General features: G+C 69.1%; 17 protein-coding genes. 9 read left to right on the top strand and 8 right to left on the bottom strand.

Features of this window, described 5'->3' with window-relative positions; genetic code table 11:
• The 4 genes from ACWA7K_RS12225 to ACWA7K_RS12210 all read left to right on the top strand — a co-directional run bounded on the left by ACWA7K_RS12225 (window position 1) and on the right by ACWA7K_RS12210 (window position 4,857).
• On the top strand, window positions 1-1,032 hold the full coding sequence (locus ACWA7K_RS12225; RefSeq protein WP_456161682.1) for a phosphotransferase family protein: 1,032 nt from the start codon (window positions 1-3) through the stop codon (window positions 1,030-1,032).
• Between the two features lie 56 nt (window positions 1,033-1,088).
• Window positions 1,089-2,096 (top strand): AEC family transporter, encoded by a 1,008-nt coding sequence (locus tag ACWA7K_RS12220; protein ID WP_456161681.1) that lies wholly within the window; start codon window positions 1,089-1,091, stop codon window positions 2,094-2,096.
• Between the two features lie 67 nt (window positions 2,097-2,163).
• A complete protein-coding gene (locus ACWA7K_RS12215) occupies window positions 2,164-2,478 on the top strand; it encodes a Dabb family protein (RefSeq protein ID WP_456161680.1) in 315 nt (104 codons plus the stop codon).
• Window positions 2,479-2,511: 33 nt separating this feature from the next.
• Entirely contained in the window at window positions 2,512-4,857 is a 2,346-nt protein-coding gene (locus tag ACWA7K_RS12210; RefSeq protein WP_456161679.1) for a glycoside hydrolase family 3 C-terminal domain-containing protein, read from the top strand.
• 49 nt (window positions 4,858-4,906) lie between these two features.
• On the opposite strand, the gene ACWA7K_RS12205 is transcribed toward ACWA7K_RS12210, so the two are convergent.
• From ACWA7K_RS12205 to ACWA7K_RS12185, 5 genes are all read right to left on the bottom strand, one after another.
• A protein-coding gene (locus tag ACWA7K_RS12205; RefSeq protein WP_456161678.1) for an IS3 family transposase occupies window positions 4,907-6,090 on the bottom strand; the annotation gives its coding sequence in 2 pieces (ribosomal slippage) (window positions 4,907-5,820 and window positions 5,820-6,090; 1,185 coding nt in all).
• 284 nt (window positions 6,091-6,374) lie between these two features.
• A complete protein-coding gene (gene folD / locus ACWA7K_RS12200; RefSeq protein WP_456161677.1) occupies window positions 6,375-7,238 on the bottom strand; it encodes a bifunctional methylenetetrahydrofolate dehydrogenase/methenyltetrahydrofolate cyclohydrolase FolD in 864 nt (287 codons plus the stop codon).
• A gap of 13 nt (window positions 7,239-7,251) precedes the next feature.
• Entirely contained in the window at window positions 7,252-8,100 is an 849-nt protein-coding gene (gene purU, locus ACWA7K_RS12195) for a formyltetrahydrofolate deformylase (protein WP_456161676.1), read from the bottom strand.
• A 17-nt stretch (window positions 8,101-8,117) separates the two neighbouring features.
• The gene (locus tag ACWA7K_RS12190; RefSeq protein ID WP_456161675.1) at window positions 8,118-8,426 is read right to left on the bottom strand and encodes a MocE family 2Fe-2S type ferredoxin; all 309 of its coding nucleotides are present in this window, start codon (window positions 8,424-8,426) and stop codon (window positions 8,118-8,120) included.
• 75 nt (window positions 8,427-8,501) lie between these two features.
• Window positions 8,502-9,284 (bottom strand): MurR/RpiR family transcriptional regulator, encoded by a 783-nt coding sequence (locus tag ACWA7K_RS12185; protein ID WP_456161674.1) that lies wholly within the window; start codon window positions 9,282-9,284, stop codon window positions 8,502-8,504.
• Between the two features lie 85 nt (window positions 9,285-9,369).
• Between ACWA7K_RS12185 and ACWA7K_RS12180 the strand changes: the two genes are divergently transcribed.
• Entirely contained in the window at window positions 9,370-10,389 is a 1,020-nt protein-coding gene (locus ACWA7K_RS12180) for a LacI family DNA-binding transcriptional regulator (RefSeq protein WP_456161673.1), read from the top strand.
• Between the two features lie 22 nt (window positions 10,390-10,411).
• Here the strand turns inward: ACWA7K_RS12180 and iolG are convergent, their stop codons facing one another.
• The 3 genes from iolG to ACWA7K_RS12165 form a co-directional block, all read right to left on the bottom strand.
• Window positions 10,412-11,419 carry an inositol 2-dehydrogenase gene (gene iolG / locus ACWA7K_RS12175; protein WP_456161672.1) on the bottom strand — a complete coding sequence of 336 codons (1,008 nt, stop codon included), beginning with the start codon at window positions 11,417-11,419 and terminating at the stop codon, window positions 10,412-10,414.
• A gap of 86 nt (window positions 11,420-11,505) precedes the next feature.
• Window positions 11,506-12,330: a 3-methyl-2-oxobutanoate hydroxymethyltransferase gene (locus tag ACWA7K_RS12170; RefSeq protein WP_456161671.1), complete on the bottom strand. Its 825-nt coding sequence runs from the start codon at window positions 12,328-12,330 to the stop codon at window positions 11,506-11,508.
• Between the two features lie 22 nt (window positions 12,331-12,352).
• On the bottom strand, window positions 12,353-13,144 hold the full coding sequence (locus tag ACWA7K_RS12165) for a TIM barrel protein (protein ID WP_456161670.1): 792 nt from the start codon (window positions 13,142-13,144) through the stop codon (window positions 12,353-12,355).
• 306 nt (window positions 13,145-13,450) lie between these two features.
• Between ACWA7K_RS12165 and ACWA7K_RS12160 the strand changes: the two genes are divergently transcribed.
• From ACWA7K_RS12160 to ACWA7K_RS12145, 4 genes are all read left to right on the top strand, one after another.
• The gene (locus ACWA7K_RS12160; RefSeq protein WP_456161669.1) at window positions 13,451-14,464 is read left to right on the top strand and encodes a sterol desaturase family protein; all 1,014 of its coding nucleotides are present in this window, start codon (window positions 13,451-13,453) and stop codon (window positions 14,462-14,464) included.
• A gap of 108 nt (window positions 14,465-14,572) precedes the next feature.
• A complete protein-coding gene (locus ACWA7K_RS12155; protein ID WP_456161668.1) occupies window positions 14,573-15,550 on the top strand; it encodes a sugar ABC transporter substrate-binding protein in 978 nt (325 codons plus the stop codon).
• A 192-nt stretch (window positions 15,551-15,742) separates the two neighbouring features.
• Window positions 15,743-16,771 (top strand): ABC transporter permease, encoded by a 1,029-nt coding sequence (locus ACWA7K_RS12150; RefSeq protein ID WP_456161667.1) that lies wholly within the window; start codon window positions 15,743-15,745, stop codon window positions 16,769-16,771.
• Between the two features lie 2 nt (window positions 16,772-16,773).
• Window positions 16,774-17,589, top strand: a complete 816-nt coding sequence (locus ACWA7K_RS12145) for an ATP-binding cassette domain-containing protein (protein WP_456161666.1) — start codon at window positions 16,774-16,776, stop codon at window positions 17,587-17,589.

The raw sequence follows: 17,589 nt of genomic DNA, 5'->3' as shown, positions 1-17,589 counted from the left end.
ATGACCACGCCCCTTGCTCCCCCCGATCCCGTCGTGCTGGCCGACTGGCTGCGCGGCCATGTCCGGCCCTTCCACGGCGGCGTGCGCATCACGCCGCTGACGGGCGGGCAGTCCAACCCGACCTACCGCGTCGAGGCCGGCGACCACCGCTGGGTGCTGCGCCGCAAGCCGCCCGGCGTGCTGCTGGCCTCGGCCCATGCGATCGAGCGCGAGTACCGCGTGATGCAAGCGCTGGCCGGCAGCGCCGTGCCGGTGCCGGCGATGCACGTGCTGTGCGAGGACACCGGCGTGATCGGCTCACCGTTCTACGTCATGGACCATGTCGACGGCCGCGTCTTCGCCAGCCCCGACCTGCCCGGCATGACGGCGGCCGAACGCGGCGCGATCTACGACGAGATGAACCGCGTCATCGCCGCGCTGCATGGCGTGGACGTGGCCGCTGCGGGCCTGTCCGACTACGGCCGGCCGCAGAACTACCTGGCCCGCCAGATCGAGCGCTGGACACGCCAGTACCGCGCCAGCGAGACCGGGCGCCACGAGCCGATGGAACAGCTGATCGACTGGCTGCAGGCCCATCGCCCGGACGACGAGGCGGTGTCGCTGGTGCACGGCGATTTCCGCATCGACAACCTGATCTTTCACCCGCACGAGCCGCGCGTGCTGGCCGTGCTGGACTGGGAGCTGTCGACGCTGGGCCATCCGCTGGTCGACTTCGCCTATCACCTGATGACCTGGCGGGTCACGCCCGACGAGTTCCGCGGCCTGAAGGGCCATGACCTGGCCGCCCTGGGCATCCCCGGCGAGGCCGCCTATGCCGATGCCTACGCGCGTCGCAGCGGTCGCGCCAGCCTGCCGAACCTGGACTACCACCTGGCCTTCAACATGTTCCGCATGGCCGCGATCCTGCAAGGCATCCTGGCGCGGGCACGGCAGGGCAGTGCGGCCAGCGCCGACGCCGAACGCACGGGCCGGCAGGCGCGGCCGATGGCCGAGGCCGGCTGGCGTCTGGTGCAGCAGCTGGCGCCGGCCTGAACGCGCGGTCGGCGCCGGCCTGAGACACTGCCGGGCTTGCGCCGGACCGCCCCCACATGCTGAAGATCCTCGACGTCACCTTCCCCTTCTTCGCGCTCGTGCTGGTCGGCTGGTTCGCCACCCGGCGACGCTGGCTGCCGCTGGAGGCCATCCCCGGCCTGAACCTGTTCGTGCTGTGCTTCGCGCTGCCGTGCATGCTGCTGCGCTTCGCGGCGGCCACGCCGATCACGCGGATGTTCGATGCCGCCGTCATCGGCACCTGGCTGGCCTGCGCGCTGGTCATGGTGATGCTGGCCATCTGGCTGGCCCGCAGGCGCGGCCCGGACGGCTCGCCGCGCATCGGCTGGGACGACGCAGCCTTTGGCGCGCTGGTCGCGGCCTTCCCGAACTCGGGCTTCATGGGCGTGCCGCTGCTGGTCGACCTGCTCGGCCAGCGCGCGGCGGCGCCGGCCATCGTCTCGATGTCGGTGGACATGATCGTCACCACCTCGCTGTGCATCGCGCTGTCGCGGCTGGGCGTGGCCGGCTCGCACGGTGCCGGCGAAGCGGCGATGAAGGCGCTCAAGGGCGTGCTGGTCAACCCGCTGCCGTGGGCGATCGGCGCGGGTTGCCTGGTCTCGGCCAGCGGCGGCGAACTGCCGCACCTGCTGATGAAGCCGGTCTCGATGCTGGCCGACGCCGCATCGCCCGCCGCGCTGTTCACGCTTGGCGCCGTGCTGGCGCGCTCGCAGGCACGGGCCGAGGCCGCCGATGCGGTCGAACACGAGGCCCGTCTGGCCGGCCATCCGCGAGGTGACGTCCCGCTGGTCGTCGCGCTGAAGCTGCTGGTCCACCCGCTGCTGGTCTGGCTGGCCTGCCACGCCGCCCTCGCGCTGGGCCTGCCGCTGGACGCCGACGCCGTGCTCGTCCTGACCCTGCTGGCCGCACTGCCGAGCGCCAGCAACGTGCCGATGCTGGCCGAGCGCTACGCCGCCGACGCCGGCCGCATCGCCCGCATCGTGCTGGTGACGACGGCGCTGGCCTTCCTCAGCTTCACGGGGCTGGTGGCGGTGATGGTGGGGTGAGGTCGGCAGGACAGCCCGGCCCGGACGTGCGATCCTTCGCGCCCTGTTCGAACCGAAGCGATCTGTCATGTTCATCCACAGCGCCCTTTTCTGGCTCCGCCCCGACCTGACCGCCGCCGAGCGGGAGCTTTTCGACACCGAGGTCCGCCAGCTCGCGACGCTGCCGTATCTCGAACGCGGCTACGTCGGCAAGCCGGCCGCCACGCCGGAGCGTCCGCCGGTGACCGACCATTCGTTCGACTACGCCACCTCGCTGCACTTCCGCTCGATGGCCGATCACGACCACTACCAGACCGCCTGCCCGCTGCACGCGCACTTCGTCGCGACCTGCAAGACCTACTGGACCCGCGTCGTCGTGCTGGACCTGCAGCCGCTGGCCTGAGCGACGTCCCCTGACCCTGAACGAGATCCCCTCATGAGCAAGACCCCTACCACCAGCCCGGCCACGATCCTGGCCGAACACCGCGCCCGCGCCGATGCACTCGTCGCGCAGATGAGCATCGAGGAACAGGCGCTGCTGCTGTCCGGCGACGGCTGGTGGCAGACCCACGGCATCGAGCGGCTCGGCCTCGCGCCGATGGTCGTCTCCGACGGCCCGCACGGCCTGCGCAAGGTCGTGGGCGCCGGGCTGGACGGCAGCGTGCCGGCGACCTGCTTCCCGACCGCGCCGGGACTGGCGGCGACCTGGAACACCGCGCTGGCGTGCGAGGTCGGCCAGGCGCTGGGCCGCGAGGCGCAGGCCAGCGGCGTGCACATCGTGCTCGGCCCGGGCATCAACATGAAGCGCTCGCCGCTGGGCGGCCGCAACTTCGAATACTTCTCGGAAGACCCGGTGCTGACCGGCCACATGGCCGCCGCCTACATCGAGGGCGTGCAGGGCGAGGGCGTGGGCACGTCGCTGAAGCATTTCGCGGTCAACAACCAGGAGTTCGAGCGCATGGCGACCAGCTCGGACGTCGACGAGCGCACGCTGCACGAGGTCTACCTGCAGGCCTTCGAGATCGCGATTGCCCAGGCCCGGCCGTGGTCGGTGATGAGTTCCTACAACCTCGTCAACGGCGTGCACGCCAGCGAACACCGCGAGCTGCTGACCGGCATCCTGCGCGAGCGCTGGGGCTTCGACGGCTTCGTCGTCTCCGACTGGGGCGGCATCCACGACCGCGTCGCCGCCGTCATCGCCGGCAACAACCTCGAGATGCCCGGCAGCGGCGCGCACAACCGCCAGAAGATCATTGACGCGGTGCGCGGCGGCGGGCTCGATGCGGCGGTGCTGGCGCGCATCACCGCCGAGCTGGTCGCGGTCATGCTGCTGGCCCACGCCAGCCACCGCCCGGGCAGCACCTTCGATGCCGAGGCCCACCACGCGCTGTCGCGCCGCGTTGGCGCCGAAGGCATCGTGCTGCTGAAGAACGACGGCGATGTCCTGCCGCTCGCGGCCGGTGCGAAGGTCGCGGTGATCGGCGACTTCGCCAAGCTGCCGCGCTTCCAGGGCGCCGGCAGTTCGCAGGTCAACCCGACGCGGGTCTCGAACGCACACGACGAGCTGGTCGCGCTGCTGGGCGCCGACCGCGTCGTCCATGCGCAAGGCTGCGACGGCGAAGGCGTGACGACCGATGCACTCGTGGCCGAAGCCGTCGCCGCCGCGAAGAACGTCGACGTCGTGCTGGTCTTCGCCGGCCTGCCCGACAGCTACGAGTCCGAAGGCTTCGACCGCCGCCACATCGACCTGCCGCCCGGCCAGGACCGCCTGATCGAGGCGCTGGCCGCCGTGCACACGAACGTCGTCGTCGTGCTGCTCAACGGCTCGGCCGTCGCGATGCCGTGGGTCGATCGTGTGCCGGCCATCGTCGAGGCCTGGCTGGGCGGACAGGCCGGTGGCGGCGCCATCGCCGACGTGCTGACCGGCCGCGTCAACCCGTCGGGCAAGCTCAGCGAGACCTTCCCGGTCACGCTGCAGCAGACGCCCGCCTGGCCGTCCTTCCCCGGCCGGGACGGCGTGGCCTGGTATGGCGAAGGCCCGTTCATCGGCTACCGCCACTACGACAAGCGCGACGTGCAGCCGCTGTTCCCGTTCGGGCATGGCCTGAGCTACACGCGCTTCGACTACACGGCGATCCGCGCCAGTGCCGATCGCTTCGACGTGGACGGTGGCGGCACGCTCTCTGTCGAGGTCACGCTGCGCAACAGCGGCGCGCGGGCCGGCCAGGAGGTCGTGCAGCTCTATGTCGGTGAACGCGCACCGAAGGTCGTGCGGCCGGTGCGCGAGTTGCGCGGATTCACCAAGGTCAGCCTGGCACCGGGCGAGTCGACCACCGTGCGCTTTACGCTGGCCCGCCGCGACTTCGCGCACCACGACCTCGGCCTGCACGACTGGGCCGTGACGCCGGGCACCTACGACATCCGCGCGGGTGGCTCATCGCGTGAGCTACCGCTGGCCGTGGCCGTCGAGATCGAGGCCAGCCGCGCATCGCGCCCGGCCCTGACGCGGCGTTCGATGGTCCAGGACTTCCTCGGCCGCCCGGGCGGCGACGCAGCCTACGCCGAGATGCTGCAAGCCCTGGGCCTGGGCGCGCTGCTGATCCCCGAGGACCCGGAGCAGATCGCCCGCATGACGCCCGAACAGCTCACCGCCAAGCGCAAGGGCGACCGCGGCGCGCTGGCGTTCGCCAACGAGATGCCGCTCTACAAGATCCCGGCGATGTCGGGCGGGGTGTGTGGGGATGCGCGGGTGGATGAGCTGATCCGGGTGGTTGGGGGGTGAGGGGTTTCAGCCGGGCAGCAAGTGCGTCGCCGGAGGGCGACTGTGCTGGTCAAGCCCCAACGGACACGCCGATAGGTTGTTGTACAGCCTGCCGTTGCTCAAAGACGTTGGGCGCGACGTTGCCCAGCTTCGAGTGCCTGCGCACGCTGTTGTAGAAGCCGACGATGTAGTCGGCGATGTCCTGGGTGGCTTCGCCGTGGTTGGCGTAGTCGCGATGCCAGACGCGCTCCATCTTGAGGTTCAGGAAGAAGCGCTCCATGACCGCGTTGTCCCAGCAGTTGCCCTTTCGGCTCATGCTGCCGATCAGGCCATGGCGTGCGAGCAGCGCTTGATGCTGGCCGCTGGCGTACTGGCTGCCGCGGTCCGAGTGCACGATCAGACCGGGGGCGGGTCGACGTTGGGCAATGGCCATCTGGAGCGCCGAGCACACCAGTTCGGCGGGCATGTTCGGCGCCATCGACCAGCCCACGATCTTGCGGGCGTACAGGTCCATCACGACGGCCAGGTACAGCCAGCCGCTGCGCGTGCGGATGTAGGTGATGTCGCTGACCCAGGCCTGGTCAGGCCGGCTCGGATCGAAGCGCCGAGCCAGCAGGTTTTCCGAGACCGGCAGCGAGTGCGCGCTGTCGGTGGTGTGGATGAACTTGCGTTGCCACCGGGGGCGCAGACGGTGTTCGCGCATCAGGCGGCGCACGCGGTAGCGACCCACTCGCAAGCCCAGATCCTGCAGCGCCGAGACCAGGCGACGACTGCCGTAGACCTTCTCGTTGGCGACAAACTCGGCCTTGAGCTGGGCGCTGACCAGGCAAGCCGCTGGCGCCTGCCGTTGTCGATGTCGCGCGCCGTAGTAGCCCGATCGGCTCACGCCCAGGACGTGGCAAAGCCGCTCGACGGGGTAGGCCTTCTTGTGCAGATGCTCGACGAGCCGGTGGCTCATCGCAGTTCCCGGACGAAGAAGGCCGATGCTTTTTTTAGGATCTCCACATCGCCCCGCAATTGCCTGTTCTCGGCCTCAAGTTGCCGGATGCGCTGCTGCTCGGCCGTCAGCGGCTTGCCGATCCCCGACCGACCGGCCGCCTCTTCATCGACCTGCGTCAACCAGCGACGCACAGCCGTCTCGCCCAGCTTCATGTCTCGGCAGACCTCGCTCACGCTCAGTCCCTGATCCCGAATCATCTGCACGACCTGCAGCTTGAACTCGGCGCTGAACGTCCTTCTTTCCTTCTTGCTCATCTGTCCTCTCCGGGGGTTGACCACCTAGCGAGGTGTCCAGGGAGATTGGACCAGCACAGACGGGGGATGGACCCCTCACCCTTGATCCCTCTCCCGCAAGGGGAGAGGGGTTCTTGCCTCGTGTTGATCGGTGTTGCTGGTGGTGGCTCATGTAATGAGCCAGTCAAGACGCCACGACACCTGTTCAACGCGACACCCTCCCAACCGAGTCATCCCTCGCCCCTTGCGGGAGAGGGAATGAGGGTGAGGGGTCTCTCACCAAGCACACCCCACCAGGCGCGACCTCACCCCCGCTCCGCCGCCTCGATCGTGTTCACCAGCAGCATCGTGATCGTCATCGGCCCGACGCCGCCCGGCACCGGCGTGATCCAGCCGGCGACGTCGCGGACGCCGTCGAAGTCGACATCACCGCACAGCTTGCCCTCGTCGTTGCGGTTCATGCCGACGTCGATGACGACCGCGCCCGGCTTGACCATGCCGGCCGTCAGCACGTTGCGCTTGCCCACGGCGGCCACGACGATGTCGGCCTGACGGGTGTGGTGCGCCAGGTCTGCCGTGCCGCTGTGGCAGACCGTCACCGTGGCATTCGCCGCCAGCAGCATCATCGCCATCGGCTTGCCGACGATGTTGCTGCGGCCGATGACGACGGCGTGTTGGCCGCGCAGGTCGGTCATGCCGATGCTCTCCAGCATCTTCATGCAGCCGTAGGGCGTACAGGCCTTGAAGCCCCCCGAAGGTCCACCGATTCGGCCCACCATCAGTGCGCCAGCACTCGCGACATGGAAGCCGTCGACGTCCTTGGCCGGCGAGATGGCCTCGATCACCGCGTGGTCGTCGATGTGTCTGGGCAGCGGCAGCTGCACCAGGATGCCGTGGATCGCCGGGTCGCGGTTCAGCGCGTCGATGCGGGCGAGCAGCTCGTCCTGGGTCATCGAGGCGTCGTGTTTCTCCAGCACCGAATGCAGGCCGCTGTCGGCGCAGGCCTTGACCTTGTTGCGCACGTAGACGGCGCTGGCGGGGTTGTCGCCCACCAGGATCACGGCCAGGCCGGGCGTGATGCCGCGGGCGGTCAGCGCGGCGGCGCGTTGCGCGACATCGGCGCGGAGCTGGCGGGAGAGGGCGTTGCCGTCGATCAGTTGGGCGCTCATCGCGGGTCCGGACTCAGTTGAAGACGACCGTGCTGTGGCCGTTGAGCAGCACGCGCCGCTCGGTGTGCCACTTGACGGCGCGGGCCAGCACCTGGCTTTCGGTGTCGCGGCCGCGGGCGGTCAGGTCTTCCGGGCTCATCGCGTGATCCACCCGGGCGACGTCCTGTTCGATGATCGGGCCTTCATCGAGGTCGGCCGTCACGTAGTGCGCGGTTGCGCCGATCAGCTTCACGCCGCGTTCGTGGGCCTGGTAGTAGGGCCGCGCGCCCTTGAAGCTGGGCAGGAAGCTGTGGTGGATGTTGATCGCGCGGCCCGAGAGGCGGCGGCACATGTCGTCCGACAGCACCTGCATGTAGCGCGCGAGCACGACGAGCTCGGCGCCTTCGCGTTCGATGATCTCCAGCTGCTTCGCCTCGGCCTCGGGCTTGGTCGCGGCCGTCACCGGGATGTGGTGGAAGGGCACGTCATGGCTGGCCGCCAGGCGGTAGAAGTCGCGGTGGTTGGAGATGATGGCCTTGGGCGTGATCGGCAGCAGGCCCGACTTCCAGCGGAACAGCAGGTCGTTCAGGCAATGGCCGTGCTGACTGACCAGGATCACCGTCGGCACGGGGGCCTGGTGCGGGTACAGGCCGATGGTCATGGCCCAGCCGCCGGCCATCGCGTGCAGGTCGGCGGCCAGCGCGTCGCGTGCCTCGTCGGGGCAGCTGAACTGAACGCGCATGAAGAACTGGCCCGTGCGCACGTCCTGGTGCTGGGCGGCTTCCTCGATGTTGGCCTCGTGGCGCAGCAGCGTGCCGGAGACGGCATGCACGATGCCGGGCTTGTCGGGGCAGGAGAGGGTCAGGATGTGGGCGGCGCGCATGGCGGTGTTCCTCGGGTTCAGATCTCGATGTGGACGATGCCGGCCTCGACCTTGGCGGCGTAGGTCTTCAGCGCCACGCAGACCGGCGCGCCGAGCGGGCGGCCGTCGCGGATGTCGAAGCGGCCGTTGTGCTTCGGGCATTCGATGACGTGGTCCATCACCAGGCCATCGCACAGGTGGACGTTCTCGTGCGTGCACAGGCCGTCGCTGGCATAGGCGCGGTCCTCGACGCGGTAGATCGCGAAGGTGCGTCCGGCGTGGTCGAAGCGGGTGACGTCCTCGTCGTCGATGGCGTCGAAGGAGACGGTGGGGATCCAGGTGGACATGGCGGTTTCCTTTCGCGGCGGAAGTGGCTGGCAGGTGGAGGGACGAAGGTGGATGAACGGGTCCGGAGCGGCGATTCAGTCGTCGACCTGGCGGTCCGGATGGAGCGCATGGGTCAGCGCCTCGCCCAGTGCCAGCGCGTTGAGCAGGCGCCGGCTGTCGGTGCCCAGCCGCATGACGATGCCGTCGGGCGCGCGGCCGGTGAATCGGTTCATGCGGCCGCGCACGAGGCTCAGCACGCAGGGGCCGTAGGGGCGCGGATCGCGTGGCCGGGTCTCGGGGCTGAGGTCCTGCCAGACGGCGACCTGCACCAGCCAGTCGCCCGGCTGGGCTGTCACGGTCGGGTCGGGGCGGACCACCTGCAGGCCGCTGCGCAGGTGGGCGGCGATGGCCTCGTCGGTCGGGCCGGCGGCGACGACGTGGAGGCGCCGCGCGCCGCGCAGCGCCTGCACGGCGAGGCGGAATTCGGGTCGGGCGACGAGGCCCTTCAGGCTGCCGATCGCGAGCGCGCTGGCCTCGATGTCCTCGAGCGCGCGGGCGCTGTCCGGTTGCAGCCAGTCGTCCGGCGGCTCGACGGGATCGGGCCTTTCGCGCCCGGCCCGGTCGACCAGCGCGTACTTGAGTTCCTGGAAGCCGCGCAGCCCGAAGCGCTGGGCCAGCCGCACGACCGAGGCCGGAATCGTCCCGCTGGCCCGCGCGACATCCTGGATGCGGTGGTGGTGCAGCGTGGCCGCGTGCTCGATGCAGAAGCGCGCGACATGGCCCAGCTTCGGACTCAGCGCGGGCAGTTCGCGCTGCATCTCCAGCAGCAGCCGCGACGGCGGATGGGCGCCGCGCATGTCGAGGGAAACGTTCTCCATGCTTGCCGACTCCTGCGGCCAGAATGCCGCGGCTAAAGTCCTTGAAGCTGCACTGGGCAGCGCCTGATTGCTCCACACCTCCACCATGGCCCGCGACCCTTCCAGCTCCCGCAAGATCACCGCCAGCGACGTCGCCGAACGGGTGGGCGTGTCCAAGTGGACGGTCTCGCGCGCCTTCACCGACGGCGCCTCGATCGCCCCCGACGTGCGCGAGCGCGTGCTGCAGGCCGCCGCCGAGATGGGCTACTCGCCCAACCTGCTGGCGCGCAGCCTGTCGACCCGCAGCACGCGGCTGGTGGCCGTCGTGGTCGACGAACTCGGCAACCCGAACCAGCTGTTCCTGATCAACGAGGCGACCCGCCAGCTGCAGGCCCGCGGCTTCAGCTCGCTTCTGCTCAACCTCAGCCCCGAATACGGCCCTGCCGCGGCGCTGCGGCTGGCCGACCAGTTCCAGGTCGACGGGATCATGTTCATGGGCACCTCGCTGGACGAGGAACTCATCGAACTGGCGCAGAAGATCCGCCGCGTGCCGCTGGTGGTCGTCAGCCGCAACAGCTCGCTGTCCAACATTCCCTACGTCACCACCGACGGCTACGCGGCCGGTGCCGAGATCGCCGACCTGTTCCTGGCCCAGGGCCATCGCCGCATCGGCCACATGGCCGGCCCGGCCTCGGCCCGCACCGAGCTGCGCCGGCTCGACGGTTTCCGCGATCGCCTGCAGGCCTGCGGCGTGCCGCTGTCCTGCGTGCTGACCACCGATCACTACCGCCGTGAACAGGGCATGCAGGCGCTGCTGAAATACCTGGAGTCGACCCCCCGCGAACAGCGCATCGAGGCGCTGTTCTGCGAGAGCGACATCCTGGCCATCGGCGCGCTCGATGCCCTGCACCTGAGCGGCAACCCGCACCGCATCGCGGTGGTCGGCTTCGACGACATCGAGATCGCGTCGGCGCCGCCCTATGAGCTGACCACCTTCCGCCAGCCGACCGCCTACCTGGTGGGCGAGGCGATCCGCCGCATCCTCGATGCGGACGCGGTCGACGCCGGTTCGCTGATGGCGCCCGGCACGCTGGTGCTGCGTTCGTCGCACCGCCGCCTGGCCTGAGGCGGCGGCGGCTCGATCAGGCTCAGACCACCGGTCGACCGTCCTTCAGGCGCACGGTCTTGCCGGTCTTGCACGACAGCGTCGCGGCTTCGGCGATGGCCAGCGCGTTGACGCCGTCCTGCAGCGTCACCGGGTAGCCGGTGCCGGCCTTGACCGCGTCGATGAAGGCGCGCCATTCGGCCTCGTAGGCGCGCATGTAGCGCTCCAGGAAGAAGTACTCCGGCTTGGCGCTGGTGGCGCCGGCCGTCGTCACCTTGTTGACGGTGTTCTCGAGCACGTTGCCGGCCTGCAGCAGGCCGCTGGCGCCCAGCAGCTCCAGGCGCTGGTCGTAGCCGTAGACGGCGCGGCGGCTGTTCTTGATGACGGCGATGCGGCCGTCGGCGTAGTGCAGCGTGATGACGGCGGTGTCGACGTCACCGGCCTCGCCGATGGCGGGGTCGACGATCGACGAGCCGATCGCGGTGACCGCTTCCGGCACGCCGCCGAAGATCCAGCAGGCCATGTCGAAGTCGTGGATGGCCATGTCGCGGAACAGGCCGCCGGAGACGTTGATGTAGGCCACCGGCGGCGGGGCCGGGTCGAACGACGTCACCGACAGCAGCTCGCCCTTGCCGATCTCGCCGCCATCGAAGGCACGCTTGAGCGCGGCGAAGTTCGGGTCGAAGCGGCGGTTGAAGCCGATCATCACGGGCTTGCCGGACTGGGCGACGGCGGCCTGGCAGGCCAGCGCGCGTTCCAGGCTCAGGTCGACCGGCTTCTCGCACAGCACGGCCTTGCCGGCGGCGGCAGCGGCCTCGATCAGGCCGGCGTGGGTGTCGGTCGACGTGGCGATCAGCACCGCGTGGATCGACGGGTCGTTGATGATGTCCTGCGAGCTGCAGGCCTTGGCGCCATAGGCCGCAGCCAGCTTCTCGGCCGCGCCGAGGTTGACATCCGAGACGGCGACCAGGCGGCTGTCCGCGTTGGCGGCGATGCTCTTGGCGTGAACGTTGCCGATGCGGCCGGCGCCGAGCAATCCGACGTTGATCATGGTGGGGACTCCGGTGTTGAGGTCAGGGGAACAGGAAAAACGGGGAACAGGAAAGGGAACGTGATGTTGACCGATCCCGGGCTGGCTCAGTCGGTGAGCCTGGCGAGGAACTGCTCGAACTCGGCGTCCGCGATCGGCACGACGTGTTCGGGTGCGGGGTAGGCGCCGGTGTTGACGTCGGCGACGAATTCCTGGAAGGCGGCGACGCGCTCGCGCTGCAGGCGTTCGAACTCGACCGCGAAGTTGCGGTAGGTCTTGGCGTGACGCGGCTTGTGGCCGCGGGTGTGGCCCAGCACGTCCTCGGTGAACAGGTACTGCGCGTCGGCGCCGGGGCCGGCACCCATGCCCAGCATCAGCACGGAGGTGCGGCGCGAGATCTCGGCGGCGACGCGGTCGGGCACCACCTCCAGCTCGGCGGCGAACACGCCGATGGCTTCGAGACGCTGCACGTGCTGCCAGACGGCCAGCGCGCTCGGGGCGGTCTTGCCGACGGCCTTGAAGCCGCCCGTCCAGGTCGCCTGCGACGGGATCAGGCCGACGTGGCCGACGACCGGCACGGCCTCGTCGCACAGCCGCTTCTGCACCGCCAGCGAGGCGGCGCAGTAGAAGCAGTCGCCGCCCAGGGCCATGAAGTGGAAGGCCTCGCGCAGGTAGTCCTCGGCGGTGATCAGCTGGCCGTACGGGCCGTAGGGCAGGCCGACCTGCACGAAGCAGTTGCCGGCGGCGGCGCGCATCTCGGCGTTGAAGAATCGGCCCTCGATCGACAGCATGTCGACGCCGGCCGCATCGGCCGCAGCGGCCTCCTCGGGCGTCGTGACGTAGAGCATCGAGATCTGGCGCTTGCCCTTCAGGGCGCGCATGTCGGCGACGGTGGGGCGGCGCGTCCGGGCGGTGCTGGTGGTGAGGGTCATCGGATGTCCTGAGGGTGGAGGGTCAGACCGTGAAGGCGCTGCGGAAGGCGTCCAGCGCGGCTTCCGGGTCGCCCGAGGCGTAGGCCTCCATGCAGACCGTGCCGGTGTAGCCCATGCCCTTCAGCGCGCGGGCGACGCCGGCGTAGTTGACCTCGCCGGTGCCGGGCTCCATGCGGCCGGGCACGTCGGCGACCTGCACCTCGCCGATCCACGGCAGGCAGGCGCGGCACAGCTCGACCAGGTTGCCCTCGCCGATCTGCGCGTGATAGAGGTCCAGGTTGAGCTTCAGGCCCGGCCGGTTGACGGACGAGACCAGTGCCAGGGTGTCCTTGGCGAGCGCGAAGGGCACGCCCGGGTGGTCGACCGGCAGGTTCAGGTTCTCGATCATGAAGGTCACGCCCTCGCGCTCGGCCAGGTCGGCGATGCGGTTGAGCGTGTCGCGCGCCTTCAGCCACATCGCGCCGGTGACGGTCTCGCAAGGCGTGACCGGCAGGCCGCGGTCGCCCAGGCCGGTGCCGTGCAGGTTCAGGCGCGCCACGTTCAGGCGCTTGCCGATGGCGATGGCCTCGGCGGCGGTGGCCAGCAGCTCGTCGGCGCCGGCATCGTCGGCCAGTCGGCCGCGCAGGTAGCCGGTCATCGACGAGTAGCGCGTGCCGGCGGCGGCGGCCTTCTCCAGCATCGAGAGCTCATGGTTGGGCCAGTTCCAGATGCCGACCTCGTAGCCCATCTCGGTCAGGCGAGACAGGCGCCAGGCCATCGGGCGGTCGTTCCACAGCATTTCGGCGCAGGCGGCCAGCACAAAGGGAGAGTTCACGTCGGGATCCTTCAGTGGGTTCGGAGCGAAGTGTAGAAAGCGATGCACTCGGGTGCAACAAGAACAGAAAGATTTTTCTCTTCCGAAGCGATGGTTCTCGGGAAAACGATAGGTCGACGCGGCCAAGTCCGGTCATCCAGCCGCTGTTCCGTCATGCTGCACTGCAGGATGAGGCGTCTGCAAAGGGATCCTGACGCGTCTGCTGCCCGTGCAACCCGGATTCCTTTCGGGTAAGTACGTAGAAGAATTTTTTCAAGTGGCAGATAAAGTCCATTGCACTCGGTTGCAAAACAGGACCTGATGATCATGGATGACACGCTGCACGGCACCCGCAACAAGCGCGGCGACTGGGCGCCCAACGCCCGGCGCGAGGTCGCGCCGCTGTGGGCCTGGCCACCGCGCCTGCTGAAGGTGCTGGCCTGGCTGCCCGGCTATGTCTGGCCGTGGAATGCCTTCCACATGGCCACCGCGCTGCTGTGGTGGTTCTTCGTCGTGCCCGATGTCGAGACCCTCAAGACGCTCGGCTGGGGCTGGCCGGCGCTGCTGCTGGCGGCCAACTGGGTCGGCTGCCTGATCTGGTACGGCGCCTTCGAGTGGCGGCTGTACCGCCAGCGGGCGCAGGGCTCGCGCTTCAAGTACCACCACAAGTTCCCGTCCGAATCGCCGTCGGACGTGTTCTGGTTCAAGAGCCAGAACCTCGACAACTTCCTGCGCAGCTTCCTGATCTCGATCCCGCTGTGGACGCTGGTGCAGGTGATCTTCCTGTGGTGCTGGGCGAACGGCATCGGCGCCTGGCTGACGTGGGCCGAACACCCGGTCTGGCTGACGCTGCTGGTGCTGCTGTCGCCGGCCATCCACGAGGTCCACTTCTACGCCATCCACCGGCTGATCCACACGCCGACGCTCTACAGGTGGATCCACTCGATCCACCACAACTCGGTCAACCCGAGCCCGTGGTCGTCGCTGAGCATGCACCCGGTCGAGGGCTTCCTCTACCACGCGGTCGCGCTGTGGCACCTGGTGATCCCGTCCAACCCGATCGTGGCGATGTTCCAGCTGCACGCGGCCGGCTTCGGCGCCATCAACGGCCACATCGGCTTCGAGCGCATCGAGCTGGGCGGCGAGCAGTCGATGCAAAGCCACGCCTACCTGCACTACCTGCACCACAAGCACTTCGAGGTGAACTTCGGCGGCGACGGCCTCGTCCCGCTGGACCTCTGGCTGGGCACCTGGCACGACGGCAGCAAGGACGGCGACCGCCAGATGCAGGCCCGCTACGAACGCAAGCTGGCCCGCATGAACGCGGGCAAGGCCGGCTGACCGGCCCTTCCAACGACCGACCGATCCACCGATCCCCACGCGCTGTTCCCAACCCGATGGCCGCCATGCGCGGGCGGCCCCAGACCTTCCGACCGACAGGAGACAACCATGACCTTCCTCAGCAAGACCTTCAAGCTGATCGCCGCCACCGCCGCGATCGTGGCCGCCACCAGCGCCATGGCCGCCGGCCCGCGCATCTTCGTGATCGGCGGCAAGGCTGACGATCCGTTCTGGTCGCGTGTCAAGAAGGGCGCGGACGACGCCGGCCTGGTCGTCAAGGCGGCCGGTGGCAGCGTCACCTGGCTCGGCCCGCAGACCTACGACAACCTCGGCCCGGACGCCGCCAAGCTGATCCGCACGGCGCTGAGCCAGAAGCCCGATGCCATCGTCGGTCCGGACTGGGTGCCCGAGGCGATGGACGCCGCCTTCAAGGAAGTGGTCGCCGCCGGCGTGCCGCTGATCATCTACAACGCCGGTGGCATGGAAGCCGCCAAGCGCCTGGGCGCGATGAACTACGTCGGCAGCGAGGAATACGTCGCCGGCATGGGCGGTGGCGAGTACTTCACCAAGAGCGGCGCCAAGAACGTGCTGTGCGTGAACACGCAGCCGGGTTCCACCAACCAGGAATCGCGTTGCAAGGGCGTGGCCGACGGCATGGCCAAGGCGGGTGGCAAGTCGACCCAGCTGCCGCTGCCGGCCTCGTCGTTCGGCAACCCGACGGCGGTGGCGCAGGCGGTCAAGGCCGCGCTGCAGAAGGACAAGACGGTCGACGGGATCATCACCATCAGCGCTGGTGACGCGACCAGCGCGGCCACCGGCATCAGCCAGGCCGGCCTGGTCAAGCAGGTCAAGCTGGGCACCTTCGACATCGACCCGACCAACCTGGCCCGCATCCAGGACGGCACGCAGCTGTTCTGCATCGACCAGCAACCCTATCTGCAGGGCTACCTGGCCGTGTCGATGCTCAACGGCTTCGTGCAGTACGGCCTGAAGGTGCCGGGCGCGCCGCTGCTGACGGGCCCCGGCATCGTCGACGCGTCGAACGTCGGCGCCACGCTGGCCGGCGCCAAGGCCGGCGCGCGCTGATCACCGGTTGATCGGAACCTGTTGCGCCGGTCGGGTCCGGGCCCCATCCCGGGCCTGACCGGCGGGGTCGGTCGTCCACACGGCGGCTGGCGGCCCCTGCAGTCCCTCCGCCGTGCCTGACCCGACCACGCCATGAACCCGTCCCTCACCTCCGCTCCGGCTTCCGGGGCTCCTCTCGACGCGAGTCCGCGCATGCCCACCTTCAACCTCGGCAACCTGATGCGTCGACCGGAGACCGGCTCGTTCATCGGCCTCGTCTCGGTCTTCGTCTTCTTCTCGATCTTCGGTGGCGACACCTTCCTGTCGGCCAGCGGCGCGGCCAGCTGGCTCAACATCGCCGCCGAGCTGGGCATCATCGCCCTGCCGGTCGGCCTGCTGATGATTGCCGGCCACCTCGACCTGTCGGTCGGCAGCGTGATCCCCGCCAGCTCGATGACGGTGGCGATCGTCTCGGGCCACTTCGGCCTGCCGATGCCCGTGGGCATCGCCGCCTCGCTGGGCCTGGGCCTGGCGATCGGCTGGCTCAACGGCTACCTGATCATCCGCACCGACCTGCCGTCCTTCGTCGTCACGCTGGCCACGCTGTTCGCGGTCGCCGGCCTGACGCTCGGCCTGTCGGTCCTGATCGCCGGCAGCACCAGCGTCGCGCTGAAGGCCGACCCGATCACCAAGGCCGTGCTGGGCGACTTCATCGACGGCAAGTTCGAGGTCGTGCTGCTGTGGTGGCTCGGTGCCATCGCGCTGGTCGGCTTCATCCTCAGCCACACCAAGTACGGCAACTGGATCCTGGCCCTCGGCGGCGACAAGGTCAGCGCCCGCAACGCCGGCATCCCGACCGACAAGCTCAACATCGCGCTCTACATGGGCAGCGGCTTCTGCTCGGCCTTCGTGGGCATGTGCCAGGCCATCCTCTACAACAGCGCGCAGGTCTCGGCCGGCCAGTCCTTCATCTTCAACTCGATCATCGCGGTGGTGATCGGCGGGGTGATCCTGACCGGCGGCTATGGCTCGGTGATCGGCATCGTGCTGGGCACGATGACCTTCGCGATCGTGAACCAGGGCATCTACTACACCGGCTTCGACGCCAACTGGGCCAGCCTGATCATCGGCGTGCTGCTGCTGGCCGCCGTGCTGCTCAACAACACCTTCCGGACCAAGGCGCTGTCGCATTCGAAGTCCACCGTGAAGTCCGCCGCCAAGTCCACTGTCAAGAAGGCCTGACCATGAACGCACCCCTGCTCAAGCTCGACGGCGTCAACAAGTCCTTCGGCCCGGTCGATGTCCTGCATGACATCTCGCTGGAGGTGAACGCCGGCGAGGTCCTCTGCCTGCTGGGCGACAACGGCGCGGGCAAGTCCACGCTGATCCGCATCCTGTCGGGCGTCCACCAGCCCACCAGCGGCACGATGTCGATGAATGGCAAGACGCTGGTGTTCGGCTCGCCGCGCGATGCCAGCGACCACGGCATCTCGACCGTGCACCAGTTCGGCGGCACCTTCCCGCTGATGAGCATCGGCCGCTCGTTCTTCGTCGGCGCCGAGCCGACGAAAAAGTGGGGCCCGTTCGAGGTCTTCGACCGCAAGACCGCCAACGAGATCGCGGTGCGCGAGATGCGCGAACTCGGCATCACCCGCATCGACGACGGCAACCGGCTGGTCGGCGGCCTGTCCGGTGGCGAGCGCCAGGCGCTGGCGATTGCCCGCGCGGTCCACTTCGGCGCCAGCGTGCTGATCCTCGACGAGCCGACCGCCGCGCTGGGCGTCAAGGAAGCCGCGCACGTGCTGCGCATCATCCTGCAGGCCCGCAAGAAGGGCATCGCGGTGATCTTCATCACCCACAACGTGACGCACGCGATGACCGTGGGCGACCACTTCGCGGTGCTGATCCGCGGCGCCAAGGCGGCCGACTTCCGCAAGGGCGAGAAGACGCGCGAGCAGATCACCGACCTGATGGCCGGTGGCGAGGCGATGGCCGAGCTGGAGGCGGAGATCGAGTCCTACATGGCGACCCACGACGGCCACGCGCCGCAGGTGGCCTGA

Source organism: Leptothrix mechoopdaensis (SeqCode) (genome assembly GCF_053893855.1).
This window is presented reverse-complemented; position numbering and strand designations above follow the sequence as displayed.